A 16,197-nucleotide genomic window follows, 5' to 3' on the forward strand; every position below is an offset into this window, starting at 1 on the left:
TCGGCGGTCAGGCGCAGGTGCGGGGCGTCAGCGGCGTCTGGAAGGACCTCACCGACAACGTCAACTTCATGGCGCTGAACCTGACGTCGCAGGTCCGCAACATCGCCCAGGTGACGACGGCCGTCGCCAACGGCGACCTGTCCAAGAAGATCACGGTCGACGCGCGCGGCGAGATCCTGGAGCTGAAGGACACCGTCAACACGATGGTGGAGCAGCTGCGCGCCTTCGCGGACGAGGTGACCCGGGTGGCCCGCGAGGTCGGCACCGACGGCCGGCTCGGCGGCCGGGCCCAGGTGCTGGGGGTCTCCGGTGTCTGGCGGGACCTGACCGACAATGTCAACTACATGGCCGACAACCTGACGTCGCAGGTCCGCAACATCGCCCAGGTGGCGACGGCCGTGGCGCAGGGCGACCTGTCGAAGAAGATCGACGTGGACGCGCGCGGCGAGATCCTGGAGCTGAAGTCCACCATCAACACGATGGTGGACACGCTGTCCTCCTTCGCCGACGAGGTGACGAGGGTGGCCCGCGAGGTCGGCACCGAGGGCCAACTGGGCGGCCAGGCCCGGGTGGAGGGCGTGTACGGCACCTGGAAGCGCCTGACGACCAATGTGAACGAACTCGCGCTCAACCTCACCACCCAGGTCCGCGCGATCGCCGAGGTCGCCTCCGCCGTGGCGCAGGGCGACATGTCCCGCTCGATCACCGTCGAGGCACGCGGCGAGGTCGCCGAGCTGAAGGACAACATCAACCTAATGGTGGCCAACCTGCGCGAGACGACCCGCGCGAAGGACTGGCTGGAGTCCAACCTGGCCCGTCTGGCCGCGCTGATGCAGGGCCACCGCGACCTGATGGAGGTCGCCGACCTGATCCTGCGCGAGCTGACACCGCTGGTGAACGCCCAGTACGGCGCGTTCTTCCTGGCCGACCCGGACGAGGACGGCCCCTCGCTCCGTACGGCCGAGCCCGCGAAGGGGCTGGCGTTCATCGCCGGATACGGCGCGGCCCAGGGCGCGACCGTCGAGACGGGCGGCCTCCCGGTGCACGGCCTGGTCCGGCAGGCGGCCCGGGAGAAGAAGCGGATCCTGGTGGAGGAGGCCCCGCCGGACTACATCAAGATCAACAGCGGGCTCGGGGAGGCCGCCCCCACGACGATCGTCATCATCCCGATCCTGTTCGAGGACAAGCTCCTCGGCGTGATCGAGCTGGCCTCCTTCTCCCGCTTCTCCGACGTCCACCTGGCGTTCTTCGACCAGTTCGTGAACACCATCGGCGTCGCCATCAACACGATCATCGCCAACTCCCGCACCGAGTCCCTGCTCGGCGAGTCCCAGCGCCTGGCGATGCAGCTCCAGGAGCGCTCGGACGAACTACAGAAGCAGCAGGCCGAGTTGCAGCGCTCGAACGCGGAGCTGGAGGAGAAGGCGGCGCTGCTCGCGACGTCGTCGCAGTACAAGTCGGAGTTCCTGGCGAACATGTCCCACGAGCTCCGTACGCCGCTGAACTCCCTGCTGATCCTGGCGAGGCTGCTCTCCGACAACCCGGACGGCCATCTCTCCGACCAGGAGGTGCAGTTCGCGACGACGATCCACCGCTCGGGCTCGGATCTGCTCCAGCTGATCAACGACATCCTGGACCTGTCGAAGATCGAGGCGGGCCGGATGGACGTACGCCCGAAGCGGCTGCCGCTCATCAAGCTGCTGGACTACGTCCACGCGACCTTCCGCCCGCTCACCCTGGACCGGGGGCTCGCCTTCGAGGTGTCGGTCGGCGAGGGCGTGCCGCGCGAGATGCACTCGGACGAGCAGCGCCTGCAGCAGATCCTGCGCAACCTGCTGTCCAACGCGATCAAGTTCACCGCGACGGGCCGGGTGGAGCTGAGGGTGAACCGGGTGAAGGACCCGGAGCACCACTACGTCCGCGACAGCGACGAGGTGATCGCGTTCGCGGTCTCGGACACGGGCATCGGGATCGCCGCCGAGAAACTCCCGGTGATCTTCGAGGCGTTCCAGCAGGCGGACGGCACGACCAATCGCAAGTACGGCGGCACCGGCCTGGGCCTGTCCATCAGCCGGGAGATCGCGCGCCTGCTGGGCGGCCGTATCGTCGCGGAGAGCGAGCCGGGCAAGGGCTCCACCTTCACGCTGTACGTCCCCGTCCTCAGCCCCGGCCACGCGGCGACCGGTCCGATCCCCGAGAACCGTACGCCCCTGACGATCCCCGCACAGCCGACCGCCGAGCCCTTCCCGTCGGCCCACGACACGGACGACTCCTGGCCCGCGCCCACCAAGCTGGAGGCGTGGAAGTCGGGCCGGGCGGGGCAGGTGCTGCCCGGCCGGCGGGTGCTGATCGTGGACGACGACATCCGCAACGTCTTCGCGCTCACCCACGTCCTGGGCCGCGTCGGCATGCCCGTGCTCTACGCGGAGAACGGCCGGGAGGGCGTCGAGACCCTCGAACGCAACCCGGACGTCGAGCTGGTCCTGATGGACATCATGATGCCGGAGATGGACGGCTACGAGACCATCTCCACCATCCGTCGCACCCCGCGCTGGTCCGGGCTGCCGATCGTCGCGCTGACGGCCAAGGCGATGCCCGGTGACCGGGAGAAGTCGATCGCCCGGGGCGCCAATGACTACGTGCCCAAGCCGGTGGACGTCGACCGGCTGCTGACCGTCGTGTGCGCGCTCCTGGACCCCGACAACACGGAGGGCGGGGAGCCGCCGGAGGGGCGCGCCGGTGTCGAGGGAGTGAGCGCGCTGAGGCCCGAAGGGCTGAGCACGGTCGCTCCCTCGACACCGGCCGAGGCGCCCCGGAGGCGGAGCGCCGGTGAACACGACGGGGAGCCGGAGGGGCGCGCCGGTGCCGGGGGACAGGCAGAGGAACAGGCAGAGGAACAGACCGAGTGAGGCACCGTCACCATGAGCGCTGAGGCAGCAACGAGCGGCGAGCGCGCCGGGATCCTCCTCGTGGATGACATGGAGGACAACCTGATCGCGCTGGAGGCCGTCCTGGGGTCTCTCAACCAACCGCTCGTGCGGGCGCGTTCGGGCGAGGAGGCGATGAAGGCGCTGCTGCGGCAGCGGTTCGCCGTCGTGCTCCTGGACATCCGGATGCCGGGCATGGACGGCTTCGAGACGGCCGCGAACATCAAGCGGCTCGACCAGACCAAGGACATCCCGATCATCTTCCTGACCGGCGCGGACGACGACGCGGGCTACGCCTTCCGCGGGTACGCCACGGGCGCCGCCGACTACCTGACCAAGCCCTTCGACCCGTGGGTCCTGCGCGCCAAGGTCTCCGTCTTCCTCGACCTGCACCGCAAGAACCGCCAGCTGGAACGCCTGCTCTCCCAGGAACAGGCCAACTGCGCCCAGGTGGCCACCCATCTGACCGCCCTGGAAAAACTCCTGGCCGACGACCCCCTGAACCTCCCGGAGGCCCGCGGCCAGGTCCAGGAACTCCAACAGCTGGTGGAGTCCATACGACGACAGGGGCGGGCCCGCTAGGACGCCGCCCCTGCCCAAGGACTGATCAGGCCTCGCGCGTCCCCCCGTACATCTCGTCGATGAGGTGCTTGTACTCGCGTTCCACCACCGGGCGCTTGAGCTTCAGGCTCGGGGTGATCTCGCCGTGTTCGACGTCCAGGTCGCGCGGGAGGAGGCGGAACTTCTTGATGGTCTGCCAGCGCTGCAGGCCCTCGTTGAGCTGCTTGACGTAGCCGTCGACCAGTTCGACCGTGGCGGGCGCGGCGACGACCTCGGCGTACGACTTGCCCGCCAGGCCGTTCTCCTTGGCCCAGTCGAGGATGGCGACCTCGTCGAGGGCGATGAGCGCGGTGCAGAAGTTCCGGTCGGCGCCGTGCACCAGGATGTTGGAGACGTACGGGCACACCGCCTTGAACTGACCCTCGACCTCGGCGGGCGCGATGTACTTGCCGCCGGACGTCTTGATCAGGTCCTTCTTGCGGTCGGTGATGCGCAGATAGCCGTCGGGGGACAGCTCGCCGATGTCACCGGTGTGGAACCAGCCGTCCGGCTCCAGGACCTCGGCGGTCTTCTCCGGCAGTCCGTGGTAGCCCTGCATGATGCCGGGGCCGCGCAGCAGGATCTCGCCGTCGTCCGCGATGCGCACCTCGCAGCCGGGCAGCGGCTTGCCGACCGTGCCGGTGCGGTAGGCCTCGCCGGGGTTCACGAAGGAGGCCGCGGAGGACTCGGTGAGGCCGTAGCCCTCCAGGATGTGGATGCCGGCGCCGGCGAAGAAGTAGCCGATCTCGGGGGCGAGGGCGGAGGCGCCGGAGACACAGGCGCGCAGCCGGCCGCCGAAGGCCTCGCGCAGCTTGGAGTAGACGAGGGCGTCGGCGACCTTGTGCTTGGCGCCGAGGGCGAAGGGCACGGCGTGCGCGCCCGTGCGCCGGAAGTTGTCCTGGCTGACCTTGGCGTACTCGCGGGCGACCCCGGCGGCCCACTGGAAGATCTTGTACTTGGCCGGTCCGCCGGCCCGGGCCTTGCCCACGACGCCGTTGTAGACCTTCTCGAAGATGCGCGGCACGGCCGCCATGTACGTCGGCTGGACCACCGGAAGGTTCTCGATGATCTTGTCGACACGGCCGTCGACCGCCGTGACGTGCCCGACCTCGATCTGCCCGGAGGTGAGCACCTTGCCGAAGACGTGTGCCAGCGGCAGCCACAGGTACTGCACGTCCTCACTGCCGACCAGCCCGGTCGCGGCGATCGCCTTCGCCATGTACGACCAGTTGTCCTGCGGGAGGCGGACGCCCTTGGGGCGGCCCGTGGTGCCGGAGGTGTAGATCAGGGTGGCGAGCTGGTCCTTCGTGATCGCCGCCACCCGCTCCTTGATCAGCTCGGGGTGCTTCTCCAGGTACGCGGCACCGCGCTGCTCCAGTTCGGCGAGGGTGAGCACCCAGTCGCTGGTCTCGACGCCGGCCGGGTCGATGACGACGACGTGGGTGAGCTCGGGCAGCTCGCGACGCTTCTCCACCGCCTTGGCGAGCTGGTCCGCGTCCTCCGCGATCAGCACCCGGCTCTCGGAGTCGGAGAGGATGAACGCCGACTCGTCGGCGTTGGTCTGCGGGTAGACGGTCGTCGTGGCCGCGCCGGCGCACAGGACGCCGAGGTCGGCGAGGATCCACTCGACGCGGGTCGAGGAGGCGAGCGCGACGCGCTGCTCGGACTGCACGCCCAGCTCGATGAGCCCGGCCGCGATCGCGTAGACCCGCTCGGCGGCCTGCCCCCAGCTCAGCGACTTCCAGTCGTCAGGGCCCTGGCCGGAGGCGGCCGGTACCGGGTAGCGGTAGGCCTCTGCGTCCGGTGTGGCCGCCACGCGGTCCAGGAAAAGTGTCGCCACGGACGGCGGACGGTTCTCGATCAGGGTCTGTGTGTCGCTCACGACATCCTCCGGGGCCCGCGACAGCGCGGCTGGCTCAGTGCGGCTGGGTTAACTCACGGTTGTGGTTCGCGCTTGTTGTTTAACTCGCGAGTAACTATCGAGCAGAGATCAGAGTAGAGCCCGACCGGCCGGTTCGTAAGGGGCGGCGGCCTGTCACTTCCTCCAGAGAGTGACCGCACGCACGCGGAGGGGCCCGTCGCACTTTCGTACGACGGGCCCCGTTGCACCCGGTTTGCCGGACCGACCCGCGTTTACTGCGGGTAACCGGCGGTTACTTCTTGCCCTTGGCCGACCCCGCACTGTCATCGCTGGAGAGAACCGCGATGAAGGCCTCCTGCGGAACCTCCACGGAACCCACCATCTTCATCCGCTTCTTGCCTTCCTTCTGCTTCTCCAGCAGCTTCCGCTTACGGGAGATGTCACCGCCGTAGCACTTGGCGAGGACGTCCTTGCGGATGGCGCGGATGGTCTCACGGGCGATGACCCGGGAGCCGATGGCGGCCTGGATGGGCACCTCGAAGGCCTGCCGCGGGATGAGCTCGCGCAGCTTGGCGACGAGCCGCACCCCGTACGCGTACGCGGCGTCCTTGTGGGTGATCGCCGAGAACGCGTCCACCTTGTCGCCGTGCAGCAGGATGTCGACCTTGACCAGGCTGGAGGTCTGCTCACCGGTGGGCTCGTAGTCCAGCGACGCGTAACCGCGCGTCTTGGACTTCAGCTGGTCGAAGAAGTCGAAGACGATCTCGGCGAGCGGGAGGGTGTAGCGGATCTCGACCCGGTCCTCGGAGAGGTAGTCCATGCCGAGGAGGGTGCCGCGCCGGGTCTGGCACAGCTCCATGATCGAGCCGATGAACTCGGTCGGCGCCAGGATGGTGGCGCGCACGACCGGCTCGTACACCTCACTGATCTTGCCCTCGGGGAACTCGCTCGGGTTGGTGACGACGTACTCGGTGCGGTCCTCCATGACCACCCGGTAGACCACGTTGGGCGCGGTGGCGATGAGGTCGAGGCCGAACTCGCGCTCCAGCCGCTCACGGATCACGTCGAGGTGCAGCAGGCCGAGGAAACCGACGCGGAATCCGAAGCCGAGGGCGGCGGAGGTCTCCGGCTCGTAGACCAGGGCGGCGTCGTTGAGCTGGAGCTTGTCCAGGGCCTCGCGCAGCTCCGGGTAGTCGGAGCCGTCCAGCGGATACAGGCCGGAGAAGACCATCGGCTTGGGGTCCTTGTACCCGCCGAGGGCCTCCGTCGCGCCCTTCACCTGGCTGGTGACGGTGTCACCGACCTTGGACTGGCGGACGTCCTTCACACCCGTGATCAGATAGCCCACCTCGCCGACGCCGAGGCCGTCGGCCGACAGCATCTCGGGCGAGTTGGTACCGATCTCCAGGAGCTCGTGCGTGGCGCCCGTCGACATCATCCTGATCCGCTCGCGCTTGTTGAGCTGACCGTCGATGACACGGACGTACGTCACCACACCGCGGTACGAGTCGTACACGGAGTCGAAGATCATCGCGCGGGCGGGCGCGTCCTTGACGCCGACCGGCGCCGGGATGTCCCGGACCACCTTGTCGAGCAGCGCGTCGACGCCGAGACCGGTCTTGGCGGAGACCCGGAGCACGTCGTCGGGTTCACAGCCGACGAGGTTCGCGAGTTCCTCGGCGAACTTCTCCGGCTGAGCGGCCGGCAGGTCGATCTTGTTGAGCACCGGGATGATTGTGAGGTCGTTCTCCATCGCCAGGTAGAGGTTGGCGAGGGTCTGGGCCTCGATGCCCTGGGCGGCGTCGACGAGGAGGACAGTCCCCTCACAGGCGGCGAGCGACCGCGAGACCTCGTACGTGAAGTCGACGTGCCCGGGGGTGTCGATCATGTTGAGGATGTGCGTGTTGCCCGGATCCTGGGTCGGGGCCCAGGGCAGACGCACGGCCTGGGACTTGATCGTGATGCCGCGCTCTCGCTCGATGTCCATCCGGTCGAGGTACTGAGCACGCATCTGCCGCTGCTCGACCACACCGGTCAGCTGGAGCATCCGGTCGGCGAGCGTGGACTTGCCGTGGTCGATGTGCGCGATGATGCAGAAATTGCGGATCAGAGCCGGGTCGGTACGGCTCGGCTCGGGCACATTGTTAGGGGTCGCGGGCACGCAGGGTCCTGATTCTTGAGGTATCCGTCCGCAGGGTAACGGTCTCGGGTCGGATCGATACGTAGTCTCCATGGTCCCATGGGCGCGGACCGGCGGCCGGTTTGGGCCGCTCGGGGAGCCGCTGGTACTCTGGGTGGCTGTGTCTCATGCCCTCTCAGCGCGAGGCACGTCTTCTAGAAATCATCGGTACGGGACCCGTGCGGCCCCGTGCCAGAACCTGAAAAGGCTCATTCGTGGCGAACATCAAGTCCCAGATCAAGCGGATCAAGACCAACGAGAAGGCTCGGCTGCGCAACAAGGCCGTCAAGTCCTCCCTGAAGACCGCGATCCGCAAGGCCCGCGAGGCCGCTGCCGCGGGTGACGTCGAGAAGGCCACCGAGTACCAGCGCGCTGCCGCGCGTCAGCTCGACAAGGCCGTCTCGAAGGGCGTCATCCACAAGAACCAGGCCGCCAACAAGAAGTCGGCGCTGGCTTCCAAGGTCGTTTCCCTCAAGGGCTGAGTCAACTCCGACTTGACCGCCGGAAGGACCAAGAGCGGGCCCTCTCTCATCCGCTCCCGGCCGGCAGCCCGAGCTCATACGCGGCCTGCGTTCGCCACGCGGGTATGAGCTCACCAGCTTGAACCGAAGGCCCCGCCGCCTCGCCCTTCCCCGGGGCGGGCGGCGGGGCCTTCGACATGTACGCGACCCCGTCAGCGTCCCCGGGAGCGGGCCGCCCGTGCGATCGTCACGACCGCCTTCTCCAGCGCGTACTCGGGATCGTCCCCGCCGCCCTTCACGCCCGCGTCGGCCTCGGCCACCGCGCGCAGCGCGACCGCGACCCCGTCCGGTGTCCACCCCCGCATCTGCTGCCGCACCCGGTCGATCTTCCACGGCGGCATCCCCAGCTCCCGCGCCAGATCGGCGGGCCGGCCGCCACGCGCGGACGACAGCTTCCCGATCGCCCGCACCCCCTGGGCCAGCGCGCTGGTGATCAGCACCGGCGCCACGCCGGTCGCCAGCGACCAGCGCAACGCCTCCAGCGCCTCCGCCGTACGCCCCTCGACCGCCCGGTCGGCGACCGTGAAACTGGAGGCCTCGGCCCGCCCGGTGTAGTACCGCCCGACGACGGCCTCGTCGATCGTCCCCTCGACGTCGGCGACGAGCTGCGTCACCGCGGACGCCAGCTCACGCAGGTCGCTCCCGATCGAGTCGACCAGTGCCTGGCACGCCTCGGGCGTGGCCGACCGGCCGAGCACGCGGAACTCGCTCCGCACGAACGCGAGGCGGTCCGCCGGCTTGGTCATCTTGGGGCAGGCCACCTCCCGCGCGCCCGCCTTGCGCGCCGCGTCGAGCAGCCCCTTGCCCTTGGCCCCGCCCGCGTGCAGCAGCACGAGGGTGATCTCCTCCGCGGGCGCCCCGAGATACGCCTTCACGTCCTTGATCGTGTCGGCCGACAGGTCCTGCGCATTGCGTACGACCACGACCTTGCGCTCCGCGAAGAGCGACGGACTTGTCAGCTCGGCGAGTGTGCCGGGCTGCAACTGGTCCGGGGTCAGGTCACGTACGTCCGTGTCGGCGTCGGCAGCCCTGGCGGCGGCCACCACCTCCTGAACGGCACGGTCGAGCAGGAGGTCCTCCTGGCCCACGGCGAGTGTCACCGGAGCGAGAGGGTCGTCATTCGCAGTCTTCCTGGCCATCGGGACAAGCATCCCACGCGCCACTGACAACGGACCGCGGCGCCGGTGAGCCGCTGCGCCACGGCCTCGCGGGGCCACCGGCGTACGAGCGCTGGGCCCGACGACGGCACGGGCGTCCCCGCGGGTCTACGGCTCTTCCCGCCAGCCGTCCCACTCCCCCGCGAACGCGTCCAGTGCCTCGGGGTCCAGTCGCTCCATCTCGTCGCGCAGGACCACGAGCCACTGCGCGTCCTCGGCGTCGTCCTCACCGGCCAGCGCGTCCCGCACCAGCTGCGGCTCCTCGTCGACCCCGAACCGCTCCCCGAGCGCCCCGGCCGCCTCTTCCGCGGCCTCGCGGTCGGGCAGCACCAGCACATGTCTCACATCACTCACGGGGTCATTCTCCGGCACCGCTACGGGAGTGCGGCCCACAGGCCGGCCCGGCTTCACCGTGAAGCCGTCCTCGGGTTCCGCACGACCGGCACGGAGTCGAGTCCGATCCCGAACCGATCCCGGTACACCGCGAGCACCTCCTCGTCCGCACCCAGCTCACGCACCTCCTTCGTCCCGTCGGCCCCCGTCACCGTCAGCACACGCCCGCCGAGCGTGATCCTCCCTCCGTCCTCCGTGACCCGCGAACAGACCAGCGACCGGGTGAAGTGCGACGCCGGCGAGGTGCTGTGCCACCACGCCCCGGCAGCGAAGTCGCCGAGCACCCGGGGCCTGGTCTCCAGGCGGTACTGGGGCTTTCCGTTCCGCATCACGTCCAGATCCACGGCACCGGCCGGCCCGCCCGCGCCGTCCACACCGGCCGCGTCCGGCCCGGCCTCGACGATCCGGAACGTCCCTCCGGGATCCGTCTGCTCCCCCCGCTCGGCGAAGGCCAGCGGATGGTGGCTGTGCGCCCCGAACCCGACATCGGCGAAGCCACTCGCCCCCGCCCGCCGTCCGCACCCGCAGCGCGAGATGGTCGTACGGAATCCCGAGCCGCCCCTCGTCCCCGTACACCCGTGCCGCGAGCAGGGCGACTTCGAAGTCCAGCGCTGCGAGCAACGTCCCGAAGGCGCCGTTCAGTTCGTAACAGAACCCGCCCCGTCGTGCCCCCACCACCTTGTCCAGCAGCCGTTTCTCCTCCAGAACGATCTCCTCACCGAGGTGGATCGACAGGTTCTCGAAGGGCACGGCCCGCAGATGGCGCACATGCAGCTCGCGCAGCACCTCGATGGTGGGCGATGCCGGGCGCTCGGCACCCAGGCGGCGAAGATACGCGTCGACCTGTGCTGAATTCATGCCCTCAGTCTCGCGCCACCCGCACCTCCCCGTCCGCCCCGCCCGTCCCGGCGACCGCGAGCGCCCCGTCCCGGTCCGTGCGCAGCACCACCGCTCCTCCGGCCCGCAGCGCGGCCACGGTGCCGGGCGCGGGGTGGCCGTACGGGTTGTCCGCGCCGGCCGAGATGAGCGCCACCCGTGGGGCCACCAGGCGTATCAGGTCCGGGTCCTGGTAGGCCGAGCCGTGGTGGGCGACCTTGAGCACGTCGACGCCGCCCAGTTCGGCCGCCGTCGGCGATCTCAACAGTGCCTGCTGGGCCGGGGGTTCCAGGTCCCCGAGCAGCAACAGCCGCAGCCCGGCCGAACGCACGAGCATCGCCACGCTCGCGTCGTTGGGACCGTCCGCATCGGGGGCCGCCGGGCTCGGTGGCGGCCACAGCACCCGCCAGGCCAGCGGACCGGCGCGCCGCTCCTCCCCGGCGACGGCGTGGGTGAGCGGGATGTGCCGTCCGGCCGCCTCCCTCCGTACGAACTCGGCCTGGTCCGCGGGCTCCTCGAAGCCGGTCGTCTCGATCTGGCCCACCGAGCGCCCCCGCAGCACGCCGGGCAGTCCCGTGACGTGATCGGCGTGGAAGTGGGTCAGCACGACGAGCGGGATCCGGGTGATGCCGAGCTCCCGCAGACAGTGGTCGACCAGCTCCGGATCGGGCCCGGCGTCCACCACCACACCGCTGCCCTCGCCCGCCGCGAGCACCGTCGCGTCCCCCTGTCCCACGTCGCACATCGCGAACCGCCAGCCCGGCGGCGGCCAGCCCGTGATCACCCGGGTCAGCGGCGCCGGCCGCACCACCGCGAGGAGGAGCAGCACCCCGCAGACTCCGCACCACCACGGGTGCCGCAACAGCCGCCGTCCGAGGAGCACGAGGACCACCGTGACCGCGGCGAGCAGCAGCGCGCCCGCCCAACTGCCCGGCCAGTCCACTCCCCCGCCCGGCAGCGCCGCCCCGGCCCGGGCGACCCCGGTGATCCATCCGGCGGGCCAACTCGCGCACCAGGCCAGCGCCTTGGCCGCCGGTATCGCCACCGGTGCCGAGGCGAGCGCACCGAAGCCCAGTACGGTGGCAGGCGCGACCGCCGCCTCGGCGAGCAGGTTGCAGGGCACCGCGACCAGGCTCACCCGGGCCGACAGCACGGCGATGACCGGCGCGCACACCGCCTGCGCCGCGGCGGCGGCCGCCAGCGCCTCGGCCACCCGCCCGGGCACCCGGCGCCGCCGCAGCCCCGCGCTCCATCCCGGCGCGAGCACCAGCAGCGCGCCGGTGGCCAGCACAGAGAGCAGGAACCCGTAACTACGGGCCAGCCACGGGTCGTACAGCACCAGCAGCAGAACGGCCGCCGCCAGCGCCGGGATCAGTGATCTGCGGCGCCCGGTCGCCAGGGCGAGCAGCGCCACGGCTCCGCAGGCCGCCGCCCGCAGCACGCTCGGGTCCGGTCGGCACACGACGACGAACCCGATCGTGAGCGCCACCGCGAGCAGCGCTGTGGTCCGCAGTGAGATGCCGAGGCGCGGCGCGAGTCCGCGGCGCTCGACGAGCTGGGCCAGTCCGGGCGGTCCGATGAGCAGGGCGAGGAGGACGGTGAGGTTGCTGCCGGAGACGGCGAGCGTGTGCGCCAGATCCGTCTCCTTGAAGGCTTGGTCCAGCTCGGGTGTGATCCGCGAGGTGTCTCCGACGACCAGCCCGGGAAGCAGTGCCCGCGCATCCGCCGGCAACCCGTCGGTCGCCTCGCGCAGCCCGGCCCGCAACCGCCCCGCCAGCCGCTGGGGCCCGCTCGGCTCCCCCACGATCTCCGGCACCTGCCGCGCCGTGACCCGCAGTACGGCCGCGGTCCGGTCCCCGCCGGCCGTGGCGGGCGCCAGCCGTGCTCTCACCCGCAGCCGGGTGGTGGGCAGCAGTCCGAGCCAGGCCGAGCGGCCCGACGGCCGGGCGGACGGGAGCCGGGGAACTCGGTCCCGCTCGTCCTCGGGTGGACGCACCGGTGCACCCACCGATCCGCCGCCGGCCGCCCGTACCGGTGCCGGGACGTCTCCGTCGACGATCATCAGCACCGGTGTCCGCGTCTCCACGGCCGTCCCGTCGGCCTCCTCGACGCGCCGCACCTCCGCGTGGATCAGGACGGCGACCGGCGCCACATGATCACCGCTGACCCTGGGCCTGCTGAGCCGGGGATCGGAGCCGAGTTCGACCTCGGCGGTCACGTCGGCGTACTGACGGGCCAGCACGGGCACGGGACCGCGCCGCAGGTCCGCTCCGTGCAGCCCGGCGGAAACGGCGGCCGCGGCAATGCACAGGAGCACGGCGGCCAACGAGATATTTCCGGCGTTCGTGCGGTGTCCGCCCGGTCCTCTCCGTCCTGTCTCCCTTCCCGTCTCCCTTCCCGCCGTCCTGCCCGCCGCGAGGAGGAGACCCGCCGTGATCAGGCACGCGGCCGCGGCGCCGGCGATCAGGCCTGGCGGTGCGTCAAGTGTCAGCGCCGCCGTGGCCCAGGCCGCGAGTGCGGGCGGGACCAGGCGCAGGTCGGTCGGTCCTTCCTGCCGGGGATGGGCGGCACCCAGTCGCCTTCCGGAGGCGGCGTGCACTTCCGCCGCCCTGCCGGTGGTGAGGTGGCCGGGTGGGTGGTCGGCGGACATGTGGCTCATGGCCGGACCAGATGTCGCAGGTCGGCGAAGCGGCGGTCGCCGATGCCGTTGACCTGGCGTAGTTCGTCGACGGAGCGGAAGCCACTGTGCCGGGTGCGGTAGTCGACGATGTGCTGGGCGAGCACGGGGCCGACTCCGGGCAGGGTGTCGAGCTGGTCCGCGGTGGCCGTGTTGAGGGAGACCGGGGCCGAGGGTCCCGCCATGCCCGCGCTGGTGCCGACCGGGCCGGAGCCGGTGCCGCTGCCCGCGCCGGGTCCCGCGGCCGGTGCGGGACCGCCGACGACGACCTGTTCGCCGTCCACGAGGAAGCGGGCGCGGTTAAGGCCCTCGGTGCTGGTGCCCGGACGCACTCCGCCCGCCGCCCGAAGCGCGTCGGCAACTCGTGAGCCGGCGGGCAGACGCTGGATCCCGGGGTCGCGGACCTTGCCGCCGATGTCCACCACGATCTCGGTGCCGGCGGTCCCCGGGGCGCCCCCGCCGGAGACTCCGGGCCCGATCCGCTCGGCCTGCCCGTCCCTCGCGTTCTCCCCCTCCTTCCGGTACGTCGCCTCCGCCCTCACCACCTGCGGTGCGCTGACCGGCTGTGTGCGACCGGCCCAGAAGTGCTGCACCGCGAACACCGCGGCGATGACGAGGAGCACCGCGAGCGCGACCGCGCCCCGCCGCTCCAGACCGCACCTGACCTGCAACCACACCGGCAGCCGCTCACGAAGGGCGAGCCCGGCCCGCTTCCTCCAGTCCGACGCCGACGGCTCGTGGCCGGTGTCGGGCTCGGCGATGCCGTTGCCGATGCCGTCATCGCCCGGGCCGGTCCGCGCCGCCACGATGCCCGGCGGCACGGCAGCCGATGCTGCCGGCACCGGCCCCATCCCAGGCGCCGTACCCGTCGTCCTCGTCGTCACCGTCGCCGTGTCCGCGCCCGGCTTCCGTCCCGGCGGCCCGCTCCCCGACTCCCGCCGGTGCACGGCGTGTTCGCCGAAGAGCAGTTCCGCGCGGCGGCGCAGTTCCTCGGCCGGTGCGGGGCGGTGCGGGGGGCGGTGCCGACTCGGTGGGCGACGGTGGCCGGCGCGGCCGTCGGAGGCGGGGCCTCGGCCCGGGCCGCTGGTCGCGGGCGAGGTGTGTGAGCGTGAGCGCGATCGAAGTGCCATGCGACGAGGATCGGATATCTCGCCGATTCGCGATGATCTTGCTCAATTCCCGGGGATTACCACCCAGTTGTGGAGAACTTCGACACCCGGACGAGTGATGCGTTCCTCAATCCGGCTCAATCCGGCTCATCGCGGCTCATCGCGGTGAGACGACGACCCCCAGCAGGCCGGGCCCCGTGTGCGCCCCGATCACCGCCCCGACCTCGCTCACATGGAGGTCGGCCAGTCCGGGCACCCGCGTCCGCAGCCGGTCGGCGAGAGCCGACGCCCGGTCGGGGGCGGCGAGATGGTGCACGGCGATGTCGATCTCGGCGCTGCCCGCCCGGTCGGCCACGATCTCCTCCAGCCGGGCGATGGCCTTCGACGCGGTACGCACCTTCTCAAGGAGTTCGATGCGGCCGCCGTCCAGCTGCAGCAGCGGTTTCACGGCGAGCGCGGAGCCCAGCAGCGCCTGGGCGGCGCCGATACGGCCGCCTCGGCGCAGATAGTCGAGCGTGTCGACGTAGAAGTACGCGGAGGTGCCCGCGGCCCGCTTCTCCGCCGCTGTGACGGCCTCGTCCACGGTGCCGCCCGCCTCCGCCGCCTCGGCCGCGGCGAGCGCGCAGAAGCCGAGCGCCATCGCGACCATCCCGGTGTCCACCACCCGCACCGGCACCGGTGCCTGACGCGCCGCGACGACGGCGGCGTCGTAGGTGCCCGACAGCTCGGAGGAGAGGTGCAGCGACACGATGCCGGTGGCCCCGGACTCGGCCACCCTGCGGTAGGTCTCCGCGAATACCTGCGGGCTCGGGCGGGAAGTGGTCACCGGACGCCGCTTCTGCAGCGCCTGGGCCAGGGAACGGGTCGAGATCTCGGTGCCCTCTTCGAGCGCCTGGCCGCCCAGGACCACGGTCAGGGGCACCGCTGTGATGCCGTGGCGCTCCATCGTCAGGGGCGGCAGGTAGGCCGTTGAATCGGTGACGATCGCGACATGGCGGGACATGAGCTGGAGGTTACCTGCCGTACTGCCCGGACGGCAGCCCGGCCCCTCTCACCTGGACCGGGACTGGCCGGATCAAGTCGTGCTCTCCGGGCGGGTCTTCTTCTGCCAGGGGTAGGAAGGACCTCGGCCGGGCGGGGTGATGGCGGGCCGGGCGGGCTCGTCGGCGGTACCGGAGCGAGGCGTCTCCGGCCAGGTCTGCTGCGCGGTGGGGGCATCGGCTTCGGCCGGAGCCTCGGGCCACGGCGGGGGCGTGGACGCGGTGTCCGAGCGGGTCCAGTGCCGCAGCGCGCCGGTCTCGACGTCGATCTGGGCGCTCAGCGAGTCCAGGTCGTCGTCCGCGAAGCGCCGGGCCCGGTCGCGGACGGCCCAGCGCAGCGAGTTCGCGGACTGGGTGATGCGCTCGGTGCGGTGGCGCAGCTCGGGCAGCCGAGCGGCGAGCGTCTCCCGGTCCGGTTCGGACTCCAGGCGCTTGAGTTCGTCGTCCAGTTCGTGTCCGTGCGCGCTGAGTCGCTGGAAGAGGCCGAGGGACTCCCTGAGCGACTCGTCCTCGGCCACACCCGCCTGAAGCGCGTCCTGGGTGGCGCGCATCGAGGTGCGCAGGGCGAGCCGGAGCTGGGCGACCTCGCCGGCCAGTCCGGGCTGGGCGAACGACTTGGCGCGCAGTGTGTGGTCCTCGACCGTGCGGCGCGCCTGCGCGATGGTGCGGTCGACGCCTCGCTTGGCGGCGCCGATCGCCTTGACCGTCGCGTAGGTACCGAGAACCACGAACAGCAGGAAGAGCACGGCGAAGACTGTGAGGACTACTTCCACGACGCTCCTCCTCAGGCCTGCCGCGGCACACACCGCGCCGCCGCTCTTCGTGTTCTTCCACGGTAAACGCAACAGGCAGGCTCG

At 71.1% G+C, this 16,197-nt stretch carries 12 protein-coding genes and 1 pseudogene; 4 read left to right on the plus strand and 9 right to left on the minus strand.

The genetic code is table 11. The annotated features are described in order from the left end of the window. Together ACIPSA_RS03880 and ACIPSA_RS03885 are read left to right on the plus strand one after the other, a co-directional pair. Positions 1–2,909: ATP-binding protein (locus ACIPSA_RS03880; RefSeq protein WP_402628422.1), on the plus strand; the 2,909-nt coding region annotated here is incomplete at its 5' end. A 12-nt stretch (positions 2,910–2,921) separates the two neighbouring features. Next, positions 2,922–3,509, plus strand: coding sequence for a two-component system response regulator (locus ACIPSA_RS03885; protein ID WP_402628423.1), 588 nt, complete (start codon positions 2,922–2,924; stop codon positions 3,507–3,509). A 25-nt stretch (positions 3,510–3,534) separates the two neighbouring features. Here the strand turns inward: ACIPSA_RS03885 and ACIPSA_RS03890 are convergent, their stop codons facing one another. Next, positions 3,535–5,409 (minus strand): AMP-dependent synthetase/ligase, encoded by a 1,875-nt coding sequence (locus ACIPSA_RS03890; protein ID WP_402628425.1) that lies wholly within the window; start codon positions 5,407–5,409, stop codon positions 3,535–3,537. A 271-nt stretch (positions 5,410–5,680) separates the two neighbouring features. Further along, positions 5,681–7,549 carry a translation elongation factor 4 gene (gene lepA / locus ACIPSA_RS03895; protein WP_402628426.1) on the minus strand — a complete coding sequence of 623 codons (1,869 nt, stop codon included), beginning with the start codon at positions 7,547–7,549 and terminating at the stop codon, positions 5,681–5,683. A gap of 233 nt (positions 7,550–7,782) precedes the next feature. Here lepA and rpsT point away from each other — a divergent pair, with 233 nt between their 5' ends. After that, entirely contained in the window at positions 7,783–8,049 is a 267-nt protein-coding gene (gene rpsT, locus ACIPSA_RS03900) for a 30S ribosomal protein S20 (protein WP_095748610.1), read from the plus strand. 191 nt (positions 8,050–8,240) lie between these two features. Here rpsT and holA read toward each other — a convergent pair whose 3' ends face one another. The 3 genes and pseudogenes from holA to ACIPSA_RS03915 form a co-directional block, all read right to left on the minus strand. Then, a complete protein-coding gene (gene holA / locus ACIPSA_RS03905; protein WP_402628428.1) occupies positions 8,241–9,227 on the minus strand; it encodes a DNA polymerase III subunit delta in 987 nt (328 codons plus the stop codon). A 126-nt stretch (positions 9,228–9,353) separates the two neighbouring features. Next, complete coding sequence (locus tag ACIPSA_RS03910) at positions 9,354–9,599, minus strand: hypothetical protein (protein WP_402628430.1); 246 nt, start codon at positions 9,597–9,599, stop codon at positions 9,354–9,356. 53 nt (positions 9,600–9,652) lie between these two features. After that, a pseudogene (locus tag ACIPSA_RS03915) lies at positions 9,653–10,406 on the minus strand (arylamine N-acetyltransferase). Between ACIPSA_RS03915 and ACIPSA_RS03920 the strand changes: the two are divergent. Next, entirely contained in the window at positions 10,362–10,490 is a 129-nt protein-coding gene (locus tag ACIPSA_RS03920; protein ID WP_402629553.1) for a hypothetical protein, read from the plus strand. The pseudogene ACIPSA_RS03915 and the gene ACIPSA_RS03920 overlap by 45 nt on opposite strands. Before the next feature lie 10 nt (positions 10,491–10,500). Here the strand turns inward: ACIPSA_RS03920 and ACIPSA_RS03925 are convergent, their stop codons facing one another. The 4 genes from ACIPSA_RS03925 to ACIPSA_RS03940 all read right to left on the minus strand — a co-directional run bounded on the left by ACIPSA_RS03925 (position 10,501) and on the right by ACIPSA_RS03940 (position 16,113). Then, positions 10,501–13,164, minus strand: coding sequence for a ComEC/Rec2 family competence protein (locus ACIPSA_RS03925; RefSeq protein ID WP_402629468.1), 2,664 nt, complete (start codon positions 13,162–13,164; stop codon positions 10,501–10,503). A 5-nt stretch (positions 13,165–13,169) separates the two neighbouring features. Next, positions 13,170–14,321 carry a helix-hairpin-helix domain-containing protein gene (locus ACIPSA_RS03930; RefSeq protein WP_402628431.1) on the minus strand — a complete coding sequence of 384 codons (1,152 nt, stop codon included), beginning with the start codon at positions 14,319–14,321 and terminating at the stop codon, positions 13,170–13,172. Positions 14,322–14,457: 136 nt separating this feature from the next. Beyond that, complete coding sequence (locus ACIPSA_RS03935) at positions 14,458–15,303, minus strand: DegV family protein (RefSeq protein ID WP_402628433.1); 846 nt, start codon at positions 15,301–15,303, stop codon at positions 14,458–14,460. A 72-nt stretch (positions 15,304–15,375) separates the two neighbouring features. After that, positions 15,376–16,113, minus strand: coding sequence for a hypothetical protein (locus tag ACIPSA_RS03940; RefSeq protein WP_402628435.1), 738 nt, complete (start codon positions 16,111–16,113; stop codon positions 15,376–15,378). Positions 16,114–16,197: the final 84 nt, after the last annotated feature.

This window comes from Streptomyces sp. NPDC086549 (assembly GCF_044746205.1).
GTDB lineage: Bacteria > Actinomycetota > Actinomycetes > Streptomycetales > Streptomycetaceae > Streptomyces.

Excerpts from the sequence above, each read along its gene's own strand:
- ACIPSA_RS03935 (WP_402628433.1), bottom strand. The coding sequence starts at position 15,303 with ATGTCCCGCCATGTCGCGATCGTCACCGATTCAACGGCCTACCTGCCG.
- ACIPSA_RS03925 (WP_402629468.1), bottom strand. The coding sequence starts at position 13,164 with ATGTCCGCCGACCACCCACCCGGCCACCTCACCACCGGCAGGGCGGCG.
- ACIPSA_RS03885 (WP_402628423.1), top strand. The coding sequence starts at position 2,922 with ATGAGCGCTGAGGCAGCAACGAGCGGCGAGCGCGCCGGGATCCTCCTC.
- holA (WP_402628428.1), bottom strand. The coding sequence starts at position 9,227 with ATGGCCAGGAAGACTGCGAATGACGACCCTCTCGCTCCGGTGACACTC.
- ACIPSA_RS03930 (WP_402628431.1), bottom strand. The coding sequence starts at position 14,321 with ATGGCACTTCGATCGCGCTCACGCTCACACACCTCGCCCGCGACCAGC.